The 14,861-nt window shown below is 44.1% G+C and carries 14 protein-coding genes; 10 read left to right on the forward strand and 4 right to left on the reverse strand.

Going from position 1 to position 14,861, the window contains the following annotated elements:
- Positions 1–15 precede the first annotated feature (15 nt).
- Positions 16–969: a sugar phosphate isomerase/epimerase family protein gene (locus MHI38_RS00260; protein ID WP_154886158.1), complete on the forward strand. Its 954-nt coding sequence runs from the start codon at positions 16–18 to the stop codon at positions 967–969.
- Between the two features lie 604 nt (positions 970–1,573).
- On the opposite strand, the gene MHI38_RS00265 is transcribed toward MHI38_RS00260, so the two are convergent.
- A complete protein-coding gene (locus MHI38_RS00265; protein WP_154889508.1) occupies positions 1,574–2,164 on the reverse strand; it encodes an AAA family ATPase in 591 nt (196 codons plus the stop codon).
- Positions 2,165–2,382: 218 nt separating this feature from the next.
- Between MHI38_RS00265 and MHI38_RS00270 the strand changes: the two genes are divergently transcribed.
- Together MHI38_RS00270 and MHI38_RS00275 are read left to right on the forward strand one after the other, a co-directional pair.
- Positions 2,383–2,718: a PadR family transcriptional regulator gene (locus MHI38_RS00270; protein WP_186809674.1), complete on the forward strand. Its 336-nt coding sequence runs from the start codon at positions 2,383–2,385 to the stop codon at positions 2,716–2,718.
- Complete coding sequence (locus MHI38_RS00275) at positions 2,718–4,106, forward strand: FtsW/RodA/SpoVE family cell cycle protein (protein ID WP_341180785.1); 1,389 nt, start codon at positions 2,718–2,720, stop codon at positions 4,104–4,106. The genes MHI38_RS00270 and MHI38_RS00275 overlap by 1 nt, the downstream gene beginning before the upstream one ends.
- Before the next feature lie 16 nt (positions 4,107–4,122).
- Here MHI38_RS00275 and MHI38_RS00280 read toward each other — a convergent pair whose 3' ends face one another.
- Positions 4,123–5,907 (reverse strand): ABC transporter substrate-binding protein, encoded by a 1,785-nt coding sequence (locus tag MHI38_RS00280; protein ID WP_154889504.1) that lies wholly within the window; start codon positions 5,905–5,907, stop codon positions 4,123–4,125.
- Between the two features lie 309 nt (positions 5,908–6,216).
- On the opposite strand from MHI38_RS00280, the gene MHI38_RS00285 reads away from it, so the two are divergent.
- Positions 6,217–6,567 carry a hypothetical protein gene (locus MHI38_RS00285; RefSeq protein WP_090923965.1) on the forward strand — a complete coding sequence of 117 codons (351 nt, stop codon included), beginning with the start codon at positions 6,217–6,219 and terminating at the stop codon, positions 6,565–6,567.
- The gene (gene yidC / locus MHI38_RS00290; RefSeq protein WP_253494927.1) at positions 6,504–7,454 is read left to right on the forward strand and encodes a membrane protein insertase YidC; all 951 of its coding nucleotides are present in this window, start codon (positions 6,504–6,506) and stop codon (positions 7,452–7,454) included. The genes MHI38_RS00285 and yidC overlap by 64 nt, the downstream gene beginning before the upstream one ends.
- Positions 7,455–7,529: 75 nt before the next feature.
- Here yidC and MHI38_RS00295 read toward each other — a convergent pair whose 3' ends face one another.
- Positions 7,530–8,669, reverse strand: coding sequence for a LuxR C-terminal-related transcriptional regulator (locus tag MHI38_RS00295; RefSeq protein WP_154889502.1), 1,140 nt, complete (start codon positions 8,667–8,669; stop codon positions 7,530–7,532).
- 132 nt (positions 8,670–8,801) lie between these two features.
- Here MHI38_RS00295 and MHI38_RS00300 point away from each other — a divergent pair, with 132 nt between their 5' ends.
- The 4 genes from MHI38_RS00300 (at position 8,802) to MHI38_RS00315 (ending at position 12,444) form a co-directional block, all read left to right on the forward strand.
- Positions 8,802–9,569: a methyltransferase domain-containing protein gene (locus MHI38_RS00300; protein ID WP_154889500.1), complete on the forward strand. Its 768-nt coding sequence runs from the start codon at positions 8,802–8,804 to the stop codon at positions 9,567–9,569.
- Positions 9,553–10,659 (forward strand): saccharopine dehydrogenase NADP-binding domain-containing protein, encoded by a 1,107-nt coding sequence (locus MHI38_RS00305; protein ID WP_154889498.1) that lies wholly within the window; start codon positions 9,553–9,555, stop codon positions 10,657–10,659. Before MHI38_RS00300 ends, MHI38_RS00305 begins: the two co-directional genes overlap by 17 nt.
- Positions 10,660–10,785: 126 nt before the next feature.
- The gene (locus MHI38_RS00310) at positions 10,786–11,079 is read left to right on the forward strand and encodes a hypothetical protein (RefSeq protein WP_090923969.1); all 294 of its coding nucleotides are present in this window, start codon (positions 10,786–10,788) and stop codon (positions 11,077–11,079) included.
- A 72-nt stretch (positions 11,080–11,151) separates the two neighbouring features.
- Positions 11,152–12,444, forward strand: coding sequence for an amidohydrolase (locus tag MHI38_RS00315; protein ID WP_341180786.1), 1,293 nt, complete (start codon positions 11,152–11,154; stop codon positions 12,442–12,444).
- Between the two features lie 50 nt (positions 12,445–12,494).
- Here MHI38_RS00315 and MHI38_RS00320 read toward each other — a convergent pair whose 3' ends face one another.
- Complete coding sequence (locus MHI38_RS00320; protein ID WP_341180787.1) at positions 12,495–12,914, reverse strand: hypothetical protein; 420 nt, start codon at positions 12,912–12,914, stop codon at positions 12,495–12,497.
- A gap of 489 nt (positions 12,915–13,403) precedes the next feature.
- Here MHI38_RS00320 and MHI38_RS00325 point away from each other — a divergent pair, with 489 nt between their 5' ends.
- Positions 13,404–14,798 (forward strand): Ig-like domain-containing protein, encoded by a 1,395-nt coding sequence (locus MHI38_RS00325; RefSeq protein WP_341180788.1) that lies wholly within the window; start codon positions 13,404–13,406, stop codon positions 14,796–14,798.
- Positions 14,799–14,861 lie beyond the last annotated feature (63 nt).

Genomic DNA, 14,861 nt, shown 5'->3' on the forward strand with positions numbered 1-14,861 from the left:
GGCAGGGCAGAGTAAATGTATACAGACAAAAAAGAATACTCATTCTCGACATGTTGGAATATCAAGCGCCATACGACGGGTGAAGGTATGATCGACGAGATTCTGTCGCTTGGATTCAGGCAGGTGGAGTTGAATTATAATGTGACGGATGAGCTATTAAAGACGATTGAACCGATGATTGAACGTGGGCAAGTGGGTGTATCGAGTGTGCATAACACGTTTCCGCATGTAGCCGATCCGGATTATGGAACGGATTCGGTGCTGCTTGGATTCGACGATGAGGCGCGGCGTAAAAAGGCGATTGAACTGCTGCTTCGTTCTGCCGAATATGCTCATCGCTACGGTGCGAAGGCTGTTGTTGTGCACCCGGGGGAAGTGCCGTTTGAGTATAACATTGATGAAGCTCTGAAAAAGATCTATCACAAGCAAGGCAAGGATTCACCGGCTTATCAAGCGTTGTGGCATGAGATGCTGGAGAAGAGACGGGCTAGTAGTGAGCACTACTTGAGACGCATACAGGAAAGTCTAGAAGAGGTATGTAATCTGTCAGAGCAGCGTGGATATGGTGTGAATTTCGGAATTGAAACCCGTTCGCGCTGTTATCAGATGCCTACGTTGCAGGAAGCAGGAACGATCATTGGTCAGATGAAGGGTGCACCGCTTGGGTTATGGTATGATATCGGCCACGGCATGATGATGGATCGCATGGGATTGTATGACAATGTGCGCGAAGCGAATGCGCTGATCGATCATGTCGTGGGGGTTCACATCCATGAAACGGTAGGATTGTCCGATCACTGGTGTCCGTATATTCATAGTCAGGACATGAGCTATTTTGATTCATTTCTAGATATCATCGATCGATCTCCTGTGAAAGTGTATGAACTGAAAGCGGCCTGCACACCCGAGGAGATTGACGAAAGTCATAAACTCATTACAGCTCGTATTGCTGAACGCGGGAGAAAATGAAGCAGGCGAACGAATTGTGATGCAGTAGTGGAATTGGGGAAGTCCAAAGTACAACAAGCGTGAGTAAATAGAGCAAACACAGAAATTGCAGAAAACAGAGAAAGCACAGAAAACACAAAATGCACAGAAACACAGAAACACGAGGAGAGCATAACACTCTCTCGTGTTTTTTGTTTACTGCATCGAAGCTGAGTGCGTCAAGCAGGTTAAGGGGAGGAACGGAATGGAGAGAGCAATTGAACGGAGCGGTGATCGGAACACGTTAACGTATCAGATAAGAATAGCAAAATGAGTTCTAATCCCGACCCTTAAAGTTCTAACGATCAGCAGGAACCTTATTTCCTCCATCTAGACTGATATAAAATTCTAACGATCACCAGAGAGCTTATTTCGTTGTTTCAGTAACTTTTTGCGTGTATTTAGGCCTTTTTTTGGAAAATAGCGTCATCTGAGATCGTTAAAATTTTAAAACCGCCAAAAAGGTCCAAATAAGCTCTCTCAGGATCGTTAGAGTTTGATTGCCTTCATACCTACACCCGCGCGCTCAAAATTGCATCCTATAATACCCGAACCCGTTCCAGTTCACCCCACATACCTTTTCCTTTCACTCATACATCCGTCGTTCCAATTCAGCAAAAGCAATAGCAGGATCATCACTAGAATTGTCGATGTATGCGATAGATTCCGTTGGAAGTGGCCAGGCCACGCTTTTTCGATCAAGAGAAGAACGGAACGCATCCCAGTTAGCTAGTTTCCATTCGTCTAATGGGGAATGTCTCGCTGTGATTCGTTGACGGTATAACGCTTCGTTCTGCAAGTAAACATAAGCCACTCGAACGTCTGTGTTATCGAGGGAACGGCCAATGCGTGCGAGTTCCTGCTCAATCCAATCCGGTGTCCCGGTCTCTTGGGTAAAAGGCCCAACCACGAGAGTGTCTACACCAAGTTGTACGTTATCCAAAGCGGCGTCCATCGTGATTCGATAACCTAGATCACGGCACAGCCGTTTGTATTCTGGTGAATCCCGGTCTGATGGATCAAGCCCTTGTAACGTCATGATGGCCTCAGCTGCGGGACGAAGCAGGATGTCCATGTCCAAAAATGCAGCTTTATATTTACGCGAGAGCGCTTTGGCGAGTGTAGTTTTGCCACTTCCGGCTCCGCCGAGAAAGAAAATAAGTTTACTTTTGCGCATGAGAGAATGTCTCCTTTAATTCGTAATATCGGTATATCTAAATCTGTAAAGTTCGAAAAAATTTCTATACACAATTTAAGGCTGGATAGAGGTAGTTTAACATAAAAAGATAAATGGGGTGCTGGACATAGAAGGAATTATAAGGTATCATGACACCTAGATTAACTATGCATAGATTTCCGATGTATTAGACCAGTACTTAGGAGGGAGCGTTTTGTTTGCAGATTAATAAACAAATGATTAAAGGAAGTACAGAAACATTAATTTTAACTTTACTTCATGCACAACCCATGTATGGCTATGAGCTGATTAAGGAACTGCATCGTCAATCAGAGGGAGTGTTTAATCTCAAAGAAGGAACATTGTATCCGATTCTACACGCGATGGAAATCGAAGGATGGGTGGAGGCTTATTGGGCAGAAGTGGAGGGCAGAAAACGGAAGTATTACTCCATTCGAGAGCAAGGCATACAGGCATTACAACAGAAAAAAGCGGAATGGTCTCTATTTCGTCGTGCTGTAGATCGCGTGATCGGTGAAGGAGGTTTAGCCTGATGAATCTGAAGCAAGTGAAAGAGCAGGGGAAGCAGAAAGAAAAAAAGGAACAGATTCAGAGTTATCTGGATCAAATCTGTGGTCAGGTCAGGGCGAGGGAAGTACATAAAGATCTTCGTGAGGAACTCGGGAATCATCTTGAAGAGATGACCTATGACAAGGAGCATGAAGGATTTACACCGGAGGCAGCTGCCACATACGCTATTGAACAAATGGGTGATCCGGCTGATCTAGGCAAAAGAATGCACAAAATTCATCGTCACCGAATGCACTGGGGATTATTGGCGGGAGTCGTGGGGATGGCTCTTATTGGCATGGTTTTGACCTGGATATATACGAATAGTCTATTAGACTTGGGAAATGAATACTCATCCGGCCATCTACTGTATACAAGTATGGGGATGTTAGCCATGTTGTTCTGCCTCTTTTTCGACTATAGGAAATGGATTAAATCTGCTTGGTGGGTATACATTCTAATGAATGTTCTCTTATGGATTACCCCGGTGATAGCAGACTCGTATGGTAGCTTGAATAGAATGCTCATATTGCCATTTGGCTTCTCAATCGATGTTACCACGTCCGCGCTTTGGATATTGCCACTCGCGATCGGCGGGATTGTCATTTCCCATTTTCGTTCGGGTCTGAACGTGCAAATGATCTTTACCTATGTTGCGTTAGTAGCTTTGCCTATGGTACTCATCTATCAAATCTCGGATTGGGTCCGATTGTCGTTATTTGGGTGCATATCTTTGCTACTGTTCGGATGGATTACAAGAAAGTGGCTGTATACGCTGATTACTGCGTGTTTTTGCGGAGCGGCTGCAGCCTTTCTATTACTTGTAACAGATCAATATAGTCGATTCGAAAGGTTGTCTGTGGTATTTAATCTGGATCAAGACTCTAAGGGTATGGAATTTATGAATAACGCTATTATTCATATCGTCAAAACAGCGGGATGGTGGGGAAATGGTACGAATATCCCGATAGGATCAACTTTAAAATATCTTTATCTGAGTTATCCAGGGGTTATGCTTATAGACGTGTTTGGGTGGTCTGCCTGTGCGCTGTTTATTGTTGGCATAGTGTGGTTTGTAAATACATTATTTAAAATACTGCCGCGTATACAAGACAAGTTTGGTTCGATGATTGTACTGTCTGTAACGGTTACACTTGCACTTCAACTGAGTTATTCAGTTGCGATCGTCACGGGAATGGTCCCAATCATGAGTATTGAATTTCCCCTTATCGGATATGGATCTCATGTGATACTTGAATACGCTATGATCGGTTTGCTTCTTGGTGTTTATCGTCGAAAGGATACGGTTTCCTTGAGCCGTAACTACACCCGAACCCACACGGGAAAGAGTATGACTTTATCAGAAAGATGATGGACTATGCCAAGGTTCACAACTTATCAGAGGGAAACCAGATGTGCCGCAGATTAACCCAGCCCTGACTGTTGAATGACATTCCGCGAACGGAAGGAAGATAAGCGGTTTCTACAGGTTTTTGGGACAAAATGAACATTAGGTGTTCACGAATTAGAATTTCTTCGATATCGAATAGTGCCTGCTCACGCTCGCTGGTATGTGGAGATGTAGCAACGGATTGTAATCTATGCTGAACCCACTCCTGAGACGGGGATTCCAGATGCTCGGATAATGTGGAGAACAGATCATATCTGCGAAGCTCCACGTCACGATCTTGAATCAGGGAGAAGAGAATCAGATCGGATTCAAGCCGCCAATCGCCTTTGAATTGTTCCATGCTACCTGTGTGTATGGTGCAATGAAAACCGGATTTTTCCAAAACCAGTGCAAGCCGCTCAGCATCGGGCCGATATTGCGAAATGGTAGCAAGGTGCAAGGCAATGGGCTCAGCATAAGGAGGGCTCTCCTGCGAAGTGGGACTATTCTCATATTTATATTCATGATGTTGAGGCCGATTTTGTGTCCCCTTCTGTTGTGCCAGATCAATAGACTGTTGCAAATAGGCTCGTATAGCCGGATCGTTTAACGGTCCGGTTTTTTGTGTGTTACACGTAAGCAACTTGGTCACGGTCACACCAGAGCTTGTCTGTGTCCAAGATGTACCCGCATTTTTAGCCGGATTATGAACAAGGTGGAAGAAGGGAGATTCCACATGTTCAATTGGTCCAGGCTCCTGATTTGGATCAAGTCCCTCCTGTGGAGTACTCCACGGAATTTGCAGAATATCCACCCGGTCAATAAGAGCTCTACCCTGAAAATAAGTTGCATAAGCTTCAAGTCTGCACAGGTGGTTATCCCATGCGGTGACTTTAAAAGGCCCCGTTCCAACAGGTTTCAGCATGGATTGTATCTTCTCGGTAGGCATGTTTATCTGATCTGTATCTGGGTTTCGAGTAACAATGACGGCCCGGCTTGTCGTCAGAAAAGATAAAAACAATTCCTGCGGTTGTTTTAAACAGAAGCGCACAGTTAAGGGGTTTAACGCTTCAACTGAATGGATCTGGTTCATAATTTCACGGTACAATGTACGGCGCTCTGTAGATAACAGCCGCTCGAACGAATAGACGACATCGGGTGCTGTAAAGGGACTGCCGTTGTGAAAATAAACCCCTTTCCGCAAATGGAAAATCCATGTCCGTCTATCATCGGATACATCCCATGTATGCGCTAGACAGGGCAGAATCTTTCCTCGTTCATCTCGTTGTACAAGTCCATCGTATACGTGGCTTGTTACAAAAGACTCGGCAAGCAGATTAATATATAACGGATCGAGCGCATGAAGTTGCTGACGAATAGGTAAACGAAACGTATCAATGGGTTCATTATTCGTTCCAGCTTCCGTGTGGTGCCCTGAATAACCAAGCAACCACTGATTGAGAACATGTTGCATAGAGATTGAACTGGAGAAGTCCCGAACTTGATCCGCAGCCTCTTGTAACTCCAGGCGATTCATTGCTTGCATCATGTACTCTGCAGCAATTTGATCTGCCGGAGCCAACAGAGAGAGTGTCGAACGCCGTCCTCGTCCCCGCCGGGCATGCCAATGGATCCAGCCCAAAGAAGCCATTTTTTTCACAATCGTTAATGTGTTGCGATGGGTACAGTCAAGGATCAAAGAGAGATCTGCTAGAGTTATGGTGTGTTCTGATGTTTCGCCGAGCTGGCTGTGGAGTAGCAAGTATTGCTGATGTAGCTTCATCGGGGTTCCTCCTTGATGACAAGGTGTATGACGTTCCTTAGCAATCTAAAATAAGAAGTTATATCGGTCAAGATTTCTGTTTGTGTTCTTATTTTATCATTTAGAATAAAACGTAGATAGATGAATGGAGGTTTTTCCTATGATTGATATAATCTCTTCATCCCATCTTTGTTATCTTGTAGCCCGGGTAGAATTGTCCAAATTAAGAACGGAATAGAGCGGAGTTTGGATTTGCCAGCAGTTCATTTATGCAAACGTGATATGTAAGTGCTATAATGTAAAAATAAACGTATGAAGGGGGTGAATCTCTTGTTTGAATTACATGAGCTATTGCCGTATATATTCTCCATTGGTCTGATTTTTACCGTCAGTTACGCCTATATTGCCCATCTACACTGTGGTATGACGGAGTACTGGATGGAAGGTGGAGCTGGAGACGGAATTGAACCTGTCTTTCCGGCACTTGGCTTGAACTTACAGTGCAGGCCGGAAAACTGGAGCCGCATGGTCAGACGAAAAGAAGCACCGGATGAAGATGAACCAGACTGTATTTCCTTGTTGAGACTGGAATCAACCAATCAACAAGGAGGATATATATGGAACAACATACAAACAAGAGGTTCACACTCACATCTGGCAAGGGACGGATCTATGGCCTGATTGTGATTTTATTCGCAGTTATGCTGCTTGCCGGATGCAGTAATAATGTATCAGAGATTAATTCTTCCACTCCAGGGTTCTTTAATCATTACATCGTATTTCCGCTGTCGTATCTGATTCAGCATATCGCCAGTATATTTAGTGGAAGTTATGGTGTTGCGATTATCGTCATTACACTTGTCATTCGGCTCGCATTATTACCGCTCATGATGCGTCAAGCCAAGTCCCAGCAGGGAACACGGGTGATTATGAATGCGATGAAACCTGAACTGGATGCCATTAAGAAAAAGTACGAGGGCAAGAACGATACGGCTAACCGGCAGAAGTTGTCTGAAGAGACAATGGCGTTATACAAAAAGCATAAATTCAACCCGCTGAATATCGGCTGTTTGCCATTGTTAATTCAACTCCCGATTTTATCGGGGATTTACACGGCAATTCGGCTAACGCCAGAGCTGTCGTCCCATTCGTTTTTGTGGTTCAAGCTTGGCGCACCTGACTATGTACTGGCTGTAGTTGTAGCTGTTATTTATCTTATTCAGGCGAAGGTATCACAGGCAAATATGGCTCCTGAACAGCGCAAACAGTTTGCGATAATGGGGTATATCTCCCCGCTAATGATGGCGTTTTTCTCGTTTTCCGCACCAGCAGCTATGCCACTGTACTGGACGGTTGGGGGTTCGTTCTTAGTGCTACAGACGTTGCTGTTCCGCAAATTGTACCCAGTCGAGCATCCGCAGGTAGCCGAAGTGACGGAATTAAGCACGCAGAAGCCTGATCACATCAAAGGTGCTAAAAGCACGAAGAGCGCAAAGAATACCAATAGTGCAAAGAATACACAAAATGCGGGTAATTCCAAACGTTCTGCTAAACCTGCCAAATCGTAGTTGAGTTATAAAAATATTAAATAATGCAATCAAAGAAGCGCGTCCATAGGGACACGCTTCTTTGATTTGCTTAACTTATATTCTAGGTATATCCAGATCTCCGGATAATTGAAAACGGGAAACAAAATGCCAGATTAACTCCCGACGGGAGGAAACCTTTGTTTTGGCGAAGATGGACTTCAGATGATCTTGAACGGTGTAGGCTGAAATATGCATAGCCTTTGCAATTTCCTTCGAGGAAAAGCTGCGTAGCACATAGGCGAGCAATTCACGCTCCCGAGCGGATAAGGCATAACTCTCGGACAGCAGGGGGAGTATGTCCTGAGGCATAGCCTGCTCCAGCCAAACGGCGATCTGATCCCATTTCTCTGCATGTTCTGCCGATTCGAAAGACTGCATCATACTAGCCTGAAGCATAACGTAACGACCGTCCGCCAACTGGACACATACTTTAGACAGTGAACCGTCCGATGTTGGTGAAGCTGACGAGGCATTCTTTTGAATGGATTGCAGTAGATGAGAACTCACGGCACGAACGGGTCTCGGAAGCACATCGGATTCAATCTGCTCCAATCGGCGTAATTGGGATAACCAGTATTGTGCGGCCGGATTTTGCATTACAGGTTCGAGCGGAGCGCGTAAAATAACAATGCCTGGCTCCCGCGGACTGCCACCTTGAAGCTCTTCCATCAATAATAGATGCGTTGTCCGTAGCATAAATGCAATTGAGGATGCCCAGTGTTGCATGAGCTCCCGCTCTTCTTCAGAGAATGTAAGCTTGTTCTGTTTGCGGTACAACGTGAGATAACCCCAGCAGGCATCGTTATTCACAAATACCGTTCGAAGCTCATCCCCGAATCCGGCAGGCTGTAAAATATTCGTGTAACGTGAACTTGCTCCAGGCCGTGATTGGATGGAAGCATGCAAAATAGCAGCATACTGACCGGACTTAATCAAGTCGCTATATTTATGGATATCCTCTTCCATGTATTCATTAATAAATAATCGATCATGAATGACTTCAATGCCATCTTCCGTCACCGCGCCTGTAGAAAGAAGGGTGGAAGGATCTACGGTGGTGAAGCAATAAGCATCATATGTGATAACCGTATGAATTTGTTTGAGAACAGCTTCCCGATAGGTGCGAGAGGTCCAGTTTCCTTTTTCAAGGGAAGTAATCCTGTGTACATTCTGTGCAGTAATTAGGCTGGTCAATTGGATAAGCTCCTTCCCGAGTACGTTAATATCCCATACTTATGGGATGGTCGTCTGTATGTATCCTTTTATAATGAAATTAGACGATTTCAGAGTCAAGTCTAACTTCAAATTCAGAGGAGTGTAACTGCGATGAAAGATCATATAAATGGTACACGGGATGAAAAACGAAATAAAGGAACGGATCATACATGCTCGGATAATCCTTCACCCATGAGTTGGGATAGCGCGGACATCGTTCGTTATGAACAATCGATTGCTCTCAAAATTCCGGGATATGCCCACATGCATGATCTGATGGATAAACTTCTCACAGCAACAATAGCAGATAACAACCATATTAGAATATTAGTTACTGGGGCTGGAGGGGGCAAGGAAATCACTTTGTTGGGTACAAAGCATCCTGACTGGTCGTTGACAGGCATGGATACTTCTAAGCCGATGTTGGATTTAGCGAAAAAAAGAGCAGATGAAGCTCGCATCTCGCATCGGGTCAAGCTTTTTTCCGAGACCATTAAACAATTACCTGAGGATGGATTGTACGATGGTGCCACGAGTATGCTGATGCTGCATTTTATTCAGGGACTGGAAGCAAAAAAGTCTTTCCTGATGCATCTCGCCAGTAAGCTCAAACCCGGCGCACCTCTAATCCTTGCGTCTGTTAATGCAGATCTGGATTCTCCGGCTTATCCAATCATGATGCAGGCGTGGCGGGAACATATGATGCAGGCGGGAGTGCTTACGGAGGAATGGGAACGGTTCGCCGCATCGCTCGGTCAGACATCCGATCCCGTATCTGCTGAAATTTTAGTGAGATTGCTTGCGGAGTGCGGTTTTTCAAGGATAACCCGTTATTTTGCAGCATTCTGGGTGGAGGGGTATTATGCAATCCGAGACTAATATACAACAAGACAACATCATGAAGGATCAGATCTGGGTTGTTGGTGGTTATGGCCAAGTGGGGCAGATGGTCTGTACTCAGCTTGCGCAAGCATTTCCCGGCAAAGTGTGGGCTGCGGGTACACGATTGGAACGTGCCGAACAATTCAGTCGCCAGACGGGTGGAGTAGTTAAACCACTGCAACTGAATATTATGAAAACGGTGGACCCTGCCATGTTGCGACACGTTAAACTTGTCGTCATGTGTGTAGATCAGAATGACACCCGGTTTGTTGAAAGTTGTGCCAAAGCCGGAGCCGATTACATCGATATTTCTGCCAAAGGTGATTTCTTAAAACAAGTGGAAGGATTGCATTCAGTGATGAAAGTTTCTGGATCAACCGCTATTCTTAGCGTTGGTTTGTCGCCCGGCATAACCAATCTGCTTGTTCGTGAAGCGTCGATGCATTTGGATCAAGTGCAGGAGGCGAACATCACGGTGATGCTTGGTCTCGGGGAGAAGCACGGCAAGGCGGCAATCGAATGGACGGTAGACCAGATGAATACGGCTTATGAGGTCAAGAAGCATGGAAAGTTTACCAAAGTTCAGAGTTTGAGCGATGGAAAATGGATTGATTTCGGCGAGCAACTGGGAAGACGGATCGCATATCGATTTCCGTTTTCAGACCAACAGGCTGTAGCCCAAACGTTGCACATCCCTACCGTTTCAACCCGACTGTGCTTGGATTCCCGTTGGATTACCAGAGCATTGTCGATATCCAGACAAGCAGGATTAGTGAAGCTGCTGCGTTTTGCTTGGGTTCGTGATCTGGTAGTAAAAGCATTTGCTGCGATTCCAGGTGGTAAGCCGATGTTTGCTGTGAAGATAGATGCGACAGGATGGAAAAATGGAGAGCGGGTGGGAATAGAGCAGCTCGTTGTTGGCGAGAAGGAGGCTGTTCTCACAGCAGAGGTAGCTGCAGCTGTAGCGAAAAGGGTCTATATGAACGGTCAACAGCCAGGCGTGTATCATGTGGAACAATGTTTCTCCATAAAGGACATTGAAGAGGAACTTAAATACTCGTTAAATGTGGTAACCAAAATCACATAATCTGAACCGTATCCAAGTGACGCGACGCGTTGGACTCATGGCTTAAAACAACTTAAAGGTTGTTTTGTCTGAAAGCGCCAATCTGCTATGATAAAACTACGGATCAAGCACGATTGGAGGGAGAACATGGACTATATTGCCATACTGCCTTATTACAGAGTACAACGAGAGATGACTGGCCTTTCGCAGGAGATTGAGAGGAATGCCCGTACCATGACCCTTTATTCGGATCGAATCGTGACCAAGTACAGGGAGTTCAGGATTACGGAAGTATTTGATATGTCTTTTCGCCGGATGGGGGACGCAGGTGGTTTTTTCTATCTGCATACGAGCACAGGAGTATATCCCTATATGGTAGAGATAGATCCTAGGCCGTTTATCCAGACATTCCACCAAGTGGCGATTGCTCGAATCAAATGATTGACCTTGCCGCCACGTGAAGCCTTACGATGGATGGGTAGTAATTATATCCAATCCAGAGGAGTGTATCTCATGAGTATTTTGATTCAACAAGTAACTATTCTAACGATGCAAGAAGCCGAAGCACCTTTCACGGGGGATATACGGATTGAAGGAAATCAGATTGTGCAGATCGCGAGTCATATCATGCCTCAACCTGAGGATGAGGTGATTGATGGTCGAAATAAACTGGCGATGCCCGGTCTTGTGAATGCCCACCAGCATTCGCCAATGAGTCTGCTTCGAGGTTTTTCCGACGATCTGAAGTTGATGGACTGGCTGGAGCGCAAGATGTTGCCTGCCGAAGCACGAATGACACCTGAAGATATTTATTGGGGAGCTAAATTGGGCATTGCAGAGATGATTCGTTCAGGAACAACGGCTTTTGCCGATATGTACATTCATATGAATGAGATCGCTGAAGCAGTCACGGAAACAGGCATACGTGCATCGCTGACTCGTGGTATGGTTTTTATGGAGGATGATGGAGGACGCAGGCTGCAGGAAGCGATCGATCTGGTGCAACGCTGGTCAGGGAAAGCAAATGGTCGAATCACAACGATGTATGGACCGCATTCTCCTTATACTTGTCCGATGGAACCGTTACGTGAAGTCGTTGCAATGGCTGTTCAGGACGAGATTCCACTGCACATTCATCTGGCGGAAACGAAGGAAGAAGTAGAGAAGATTCGTAGCCGCTATGATATGACACCCACGGAATATTTGGAGAAATCAGGTATGTTCGAGCGGGCGCATGTGCTACTGGCTCACGGAGTACATCTGAACCCTCAAGACATCAGCAGGCTGAAGGGCATGCGCGGCGGTGTCGCCCATAATCCGGTGAGCAACCTGAAACTCGGTTGTGGCATTGCTCCAGTAGAGGCGATGATATTCGAGGGGATCACGGTAGGAATCGGGACAGATGGAGCAGGGAGCGCAACAACACTGGATATGTTCGAAGAAATCAAGGCTGCATGCTGGCTGCAAAAGCTGGACTACGGTGATCCAACCCGGCTTCCAGCACGTCAAGTACTTGATATGGCAACCCGTGGGAGTGCAAAATTGTTATCATTGCAAAATGAAGTGGGGATGCTTGCACCTGGATACAAAGCGGATCTCATTCTGATTGACCTTGCCAAACCTCACCTGCAGCCCATTCATAATGTAGAGTCGCTGTTGGCCTATAGCGTGAATGGGGCGGATGTGCACACCACCATTGTAGATGGGCAGATCCTGATGCAGGACAGAAAGTTGCTTACCATAGATGAGGATGAGTTATATCGGGAAGTAAACACTCGCGCGAAGCGAATTGTGGAAGGCGTTTAAAAATATTATGTTTTCGTTTAATCGATTAATTCAAAAGGCAATCTCTAATTTCATCTTAGAAAGTGCTGTATTTCTCCCCATATTTTATGGGCTTCCACAGCGTTTTGTGCTGGTGCGACATACCGGGAGTTATTTTTTGCATGAATGAAATATAATGTATTGAATTTATCGTCAGCCCACTGAATCGTATAATAATCGTCGAGATCAGTTCGGTTTTCATTTGCAATAATGGGGAAAAATCGATCACCATTCATTTTTTTCTTCATTCTAGCTATGAAACGATCTGACCTTTCAGGTTCAAAAACATCATATACTTTGTCATCAATAAGCATTTTTCCTTTAAAGGTAGTAGGTCTGAAAAAATCCCGATAACCGTTCGTAGTTATTTGAATCTCGATTGTTTCTCCATCTAATGTACTAGCAGTGTATTTTTGCTCAATGTCATAAGGTAATTTATAGATTAATAGCAATATAAAAAAAAGACTGACAACACCAACAATTACAGCAATTAATTTCTTGATAATATGACCGCCTTTCTATGAGTGAGTAACGTAGATGACCTATCCTAAGAACAAATCTGTTTACATGTTCATAGTCATTGAAATATCCAAAATAAAAATAACTGTGGGCACTGTAATTTGGTATGCTGATACAAATTATAACATGTAATATACTGGAAAATAAATCATTTATCAGTATATATAAGTGGGGTTATTCGCGTTTATGATAAACTCAAAATAGAAACTTGCGGATATTTGAAAATATTTTTTTCGAAAATTCAATCGGAAATGGAAATTTTTTGATGATTAAAACGCTATGGGAGCTTACCCCATGGCGTTTTTTGTCGAATATTAACTGGTAATAGTTCTATTGACCTGTTCAGAATCCGTTCAGAATAGGTCGTTATACTTGCTATGTATCTATATTAAAAATCAGATAAACACGAGGAGGAACATGAATTGAAGGGGAAAAATAAACACAATAAATTAAAGCCGATCATGAAAAAAAGCATGTTGGCCGCACTTAGTCTTGGTATTGCCTTGCCTGTAGCCGGTTCACTTCCTCACGCTCTGGCGGGAGCACTTGAGCCGACCAACATTAACATTTCACGCCCAGTACTTAATGATGATATTTATTGGCTAAGCCATTCGTCCGAGCAAGTGGATGCACTACCTATTATGCCTTCTACCCCAATCGGAGTTGATAATAATACAATCATTATTGATTTGAGTACTCATTTTCCTTCTGAGAAGTTCATTCAACTCGGTGCGATTTCAGAGAATACGAATGTAGCTCGCACTTATGTAACTAACGACAATAAACTTATTGTTGTTCCTTATCGTAGCGGCAAGATCAACATTCAATTGCAGGCTAAAAATGCACTATCTCCAGAAGGGGAAATGATTAGAGACAATATAGAGCTCTACATCAGCAAAAAAGGAGATCTAAACGGTGACGACAAAGTTGATTCTGCGGATGCAGTTCAGCTATACAATTACCTTCGTAACATGGTAACCCGTCGTGGCTTCTCTTTTGTAGAGATGAACCAAGCAGATGTAGATCGAAACGGTGAACCTGAATTGGCAGATATGAATGCTTTGCTAAGTGGTTACGCTAACCAATCTCTTGGGGCTAAAGATAATAGCTATGTATTAACTTTCAAGCAAGTCGATGACGCTCCATATGTGTTGAATGGCAAGTTAAATGGGGATTTGAAAGTGGGCGCTACGTTAACAAGTAACACCGAATTCTTTGACCCTGACGGCGATACACTTAGAACGATGCACTATCAATGGTATCGGGGCTCCGAAGCGAGTGGAGAAGGTAAAACAGAAATCATAGGAGCTACTGATGCAGTATATAAGATTACTGATGCCGAGCAAGAGAAATATCTCTTTTTACAGATTACACCTGAATCTTATTCATCTGATCGTCCTCAAGGAAAACCGGTAGTCCTTCGTAGTGAGTCAACTGTTGCGGTAAAACAGGAGGATATCGTAAGTCTTTCTCCATCCAATGGTTCTACGGAAGTTAAGACTAATGCGCCATTAGTAATTACGTATAATCGGCCTGTAAAAATAAATATGAACAGTTACTCCAGCATTATCATTAGGAACCTGACATCTAATCAAGTTGAAGCTTCTTATATGGTTTTAATGGGAAATGATTTCTTAATAGATGGGAATAAGATCTATATTAACAACCCGGGTTTGAAATACGGTGCTAATTATTCTGTTGAAATCTCAAATGATGCTTTCAAAGCTGCGGATCCGGATGATAATGCATATATGCAAGGGACTGTCGTAGAACAAAATGGTGTTCAATGGACATTTACAACACGGATACCACAATAATTTAAAATTCTAGCTTGCTCAAAAATGATATCTACCCATTATTGATTCAGACATGGAGGTTAT

Source organism: Paenibacillus sp. FSL K6-1558, from assembly GCF_038002565.1.
Taxonomy (GTDB): Bacteria; Bacillota; Bacilli; order Paenibacillales; family Paenibacillaceae; genus Paenibacillus; species Paenibacillus polysaccharolyticus.

What these genes read in the sequence shown, in the direction of transcription:
- MHI38_RS00280 (WP_154889504.1), bottom strand. Translation starts at nt 5,907, where the DNA reads ATGAAGCTACATCAGCAATACTTGCTACTCCACAGCCAGCTCGGCGAA.
- yidC (WP_253494927.1), top strand. Translation starts at nt 6,504, where the DNA reads ATGGAACAACATACAAACAAGAGGTTCACACTCACATCTGGCAAGGGA.
- MHI38_RS00305 (WP_154889498.1), top strand. Translation starts at nt 9,553, where the DNA reads ATGCAATCCGAGACTAATATACAACAAGACAACATCATGAAGGATCAG.
- MHI38_RS00315 (WP_341180786.1), top strand. Translation starts at nt 11,152, where the DNA reads ATGAGTATTTTGATTCAACAAGTAACTATTCTAACGATGCAAGAAGCC.
- MHI38_RS00300 (WP_154889500.1), top strand. Translation starts at nt 8,802, where the DNA reads ATGAAAGATCATATAAATGGTACACGGGATGAAAAACGAAATAAAGGA.
- MHI38_RS00310 (WP_090923969.1), top strand. Translation starts at nt 10,786, where the DNA reads ATGGACTATATTGCCATACTGCCTTATTACAGAGTACAACGAGAGATG.
- MHI38_RS00265 (WP_154889508.1), bottom strand. Translation starts at nt 2,164, where the DNA reads ATGCGCAAAAGTAAACTTATTTTCTTTCTCGGCGGAGCCGGAAGTGGC.
- MHI38_RS00275 (WP_341180785.1), top strand. Translation starts at nt 2,718, where the DNA reads ATGAATCTGAAGCAAGTGAAAGAGCAGGGGAAGCAGAAAGAAAAAAAG.
- MHI38_RS00260 (WP_154886158.1), top strand. Translation starts at nt 16, where the DNA reads ATGTATACAGACAAAAAAGAATACTCATTCTCGACATGTTGGAATATC.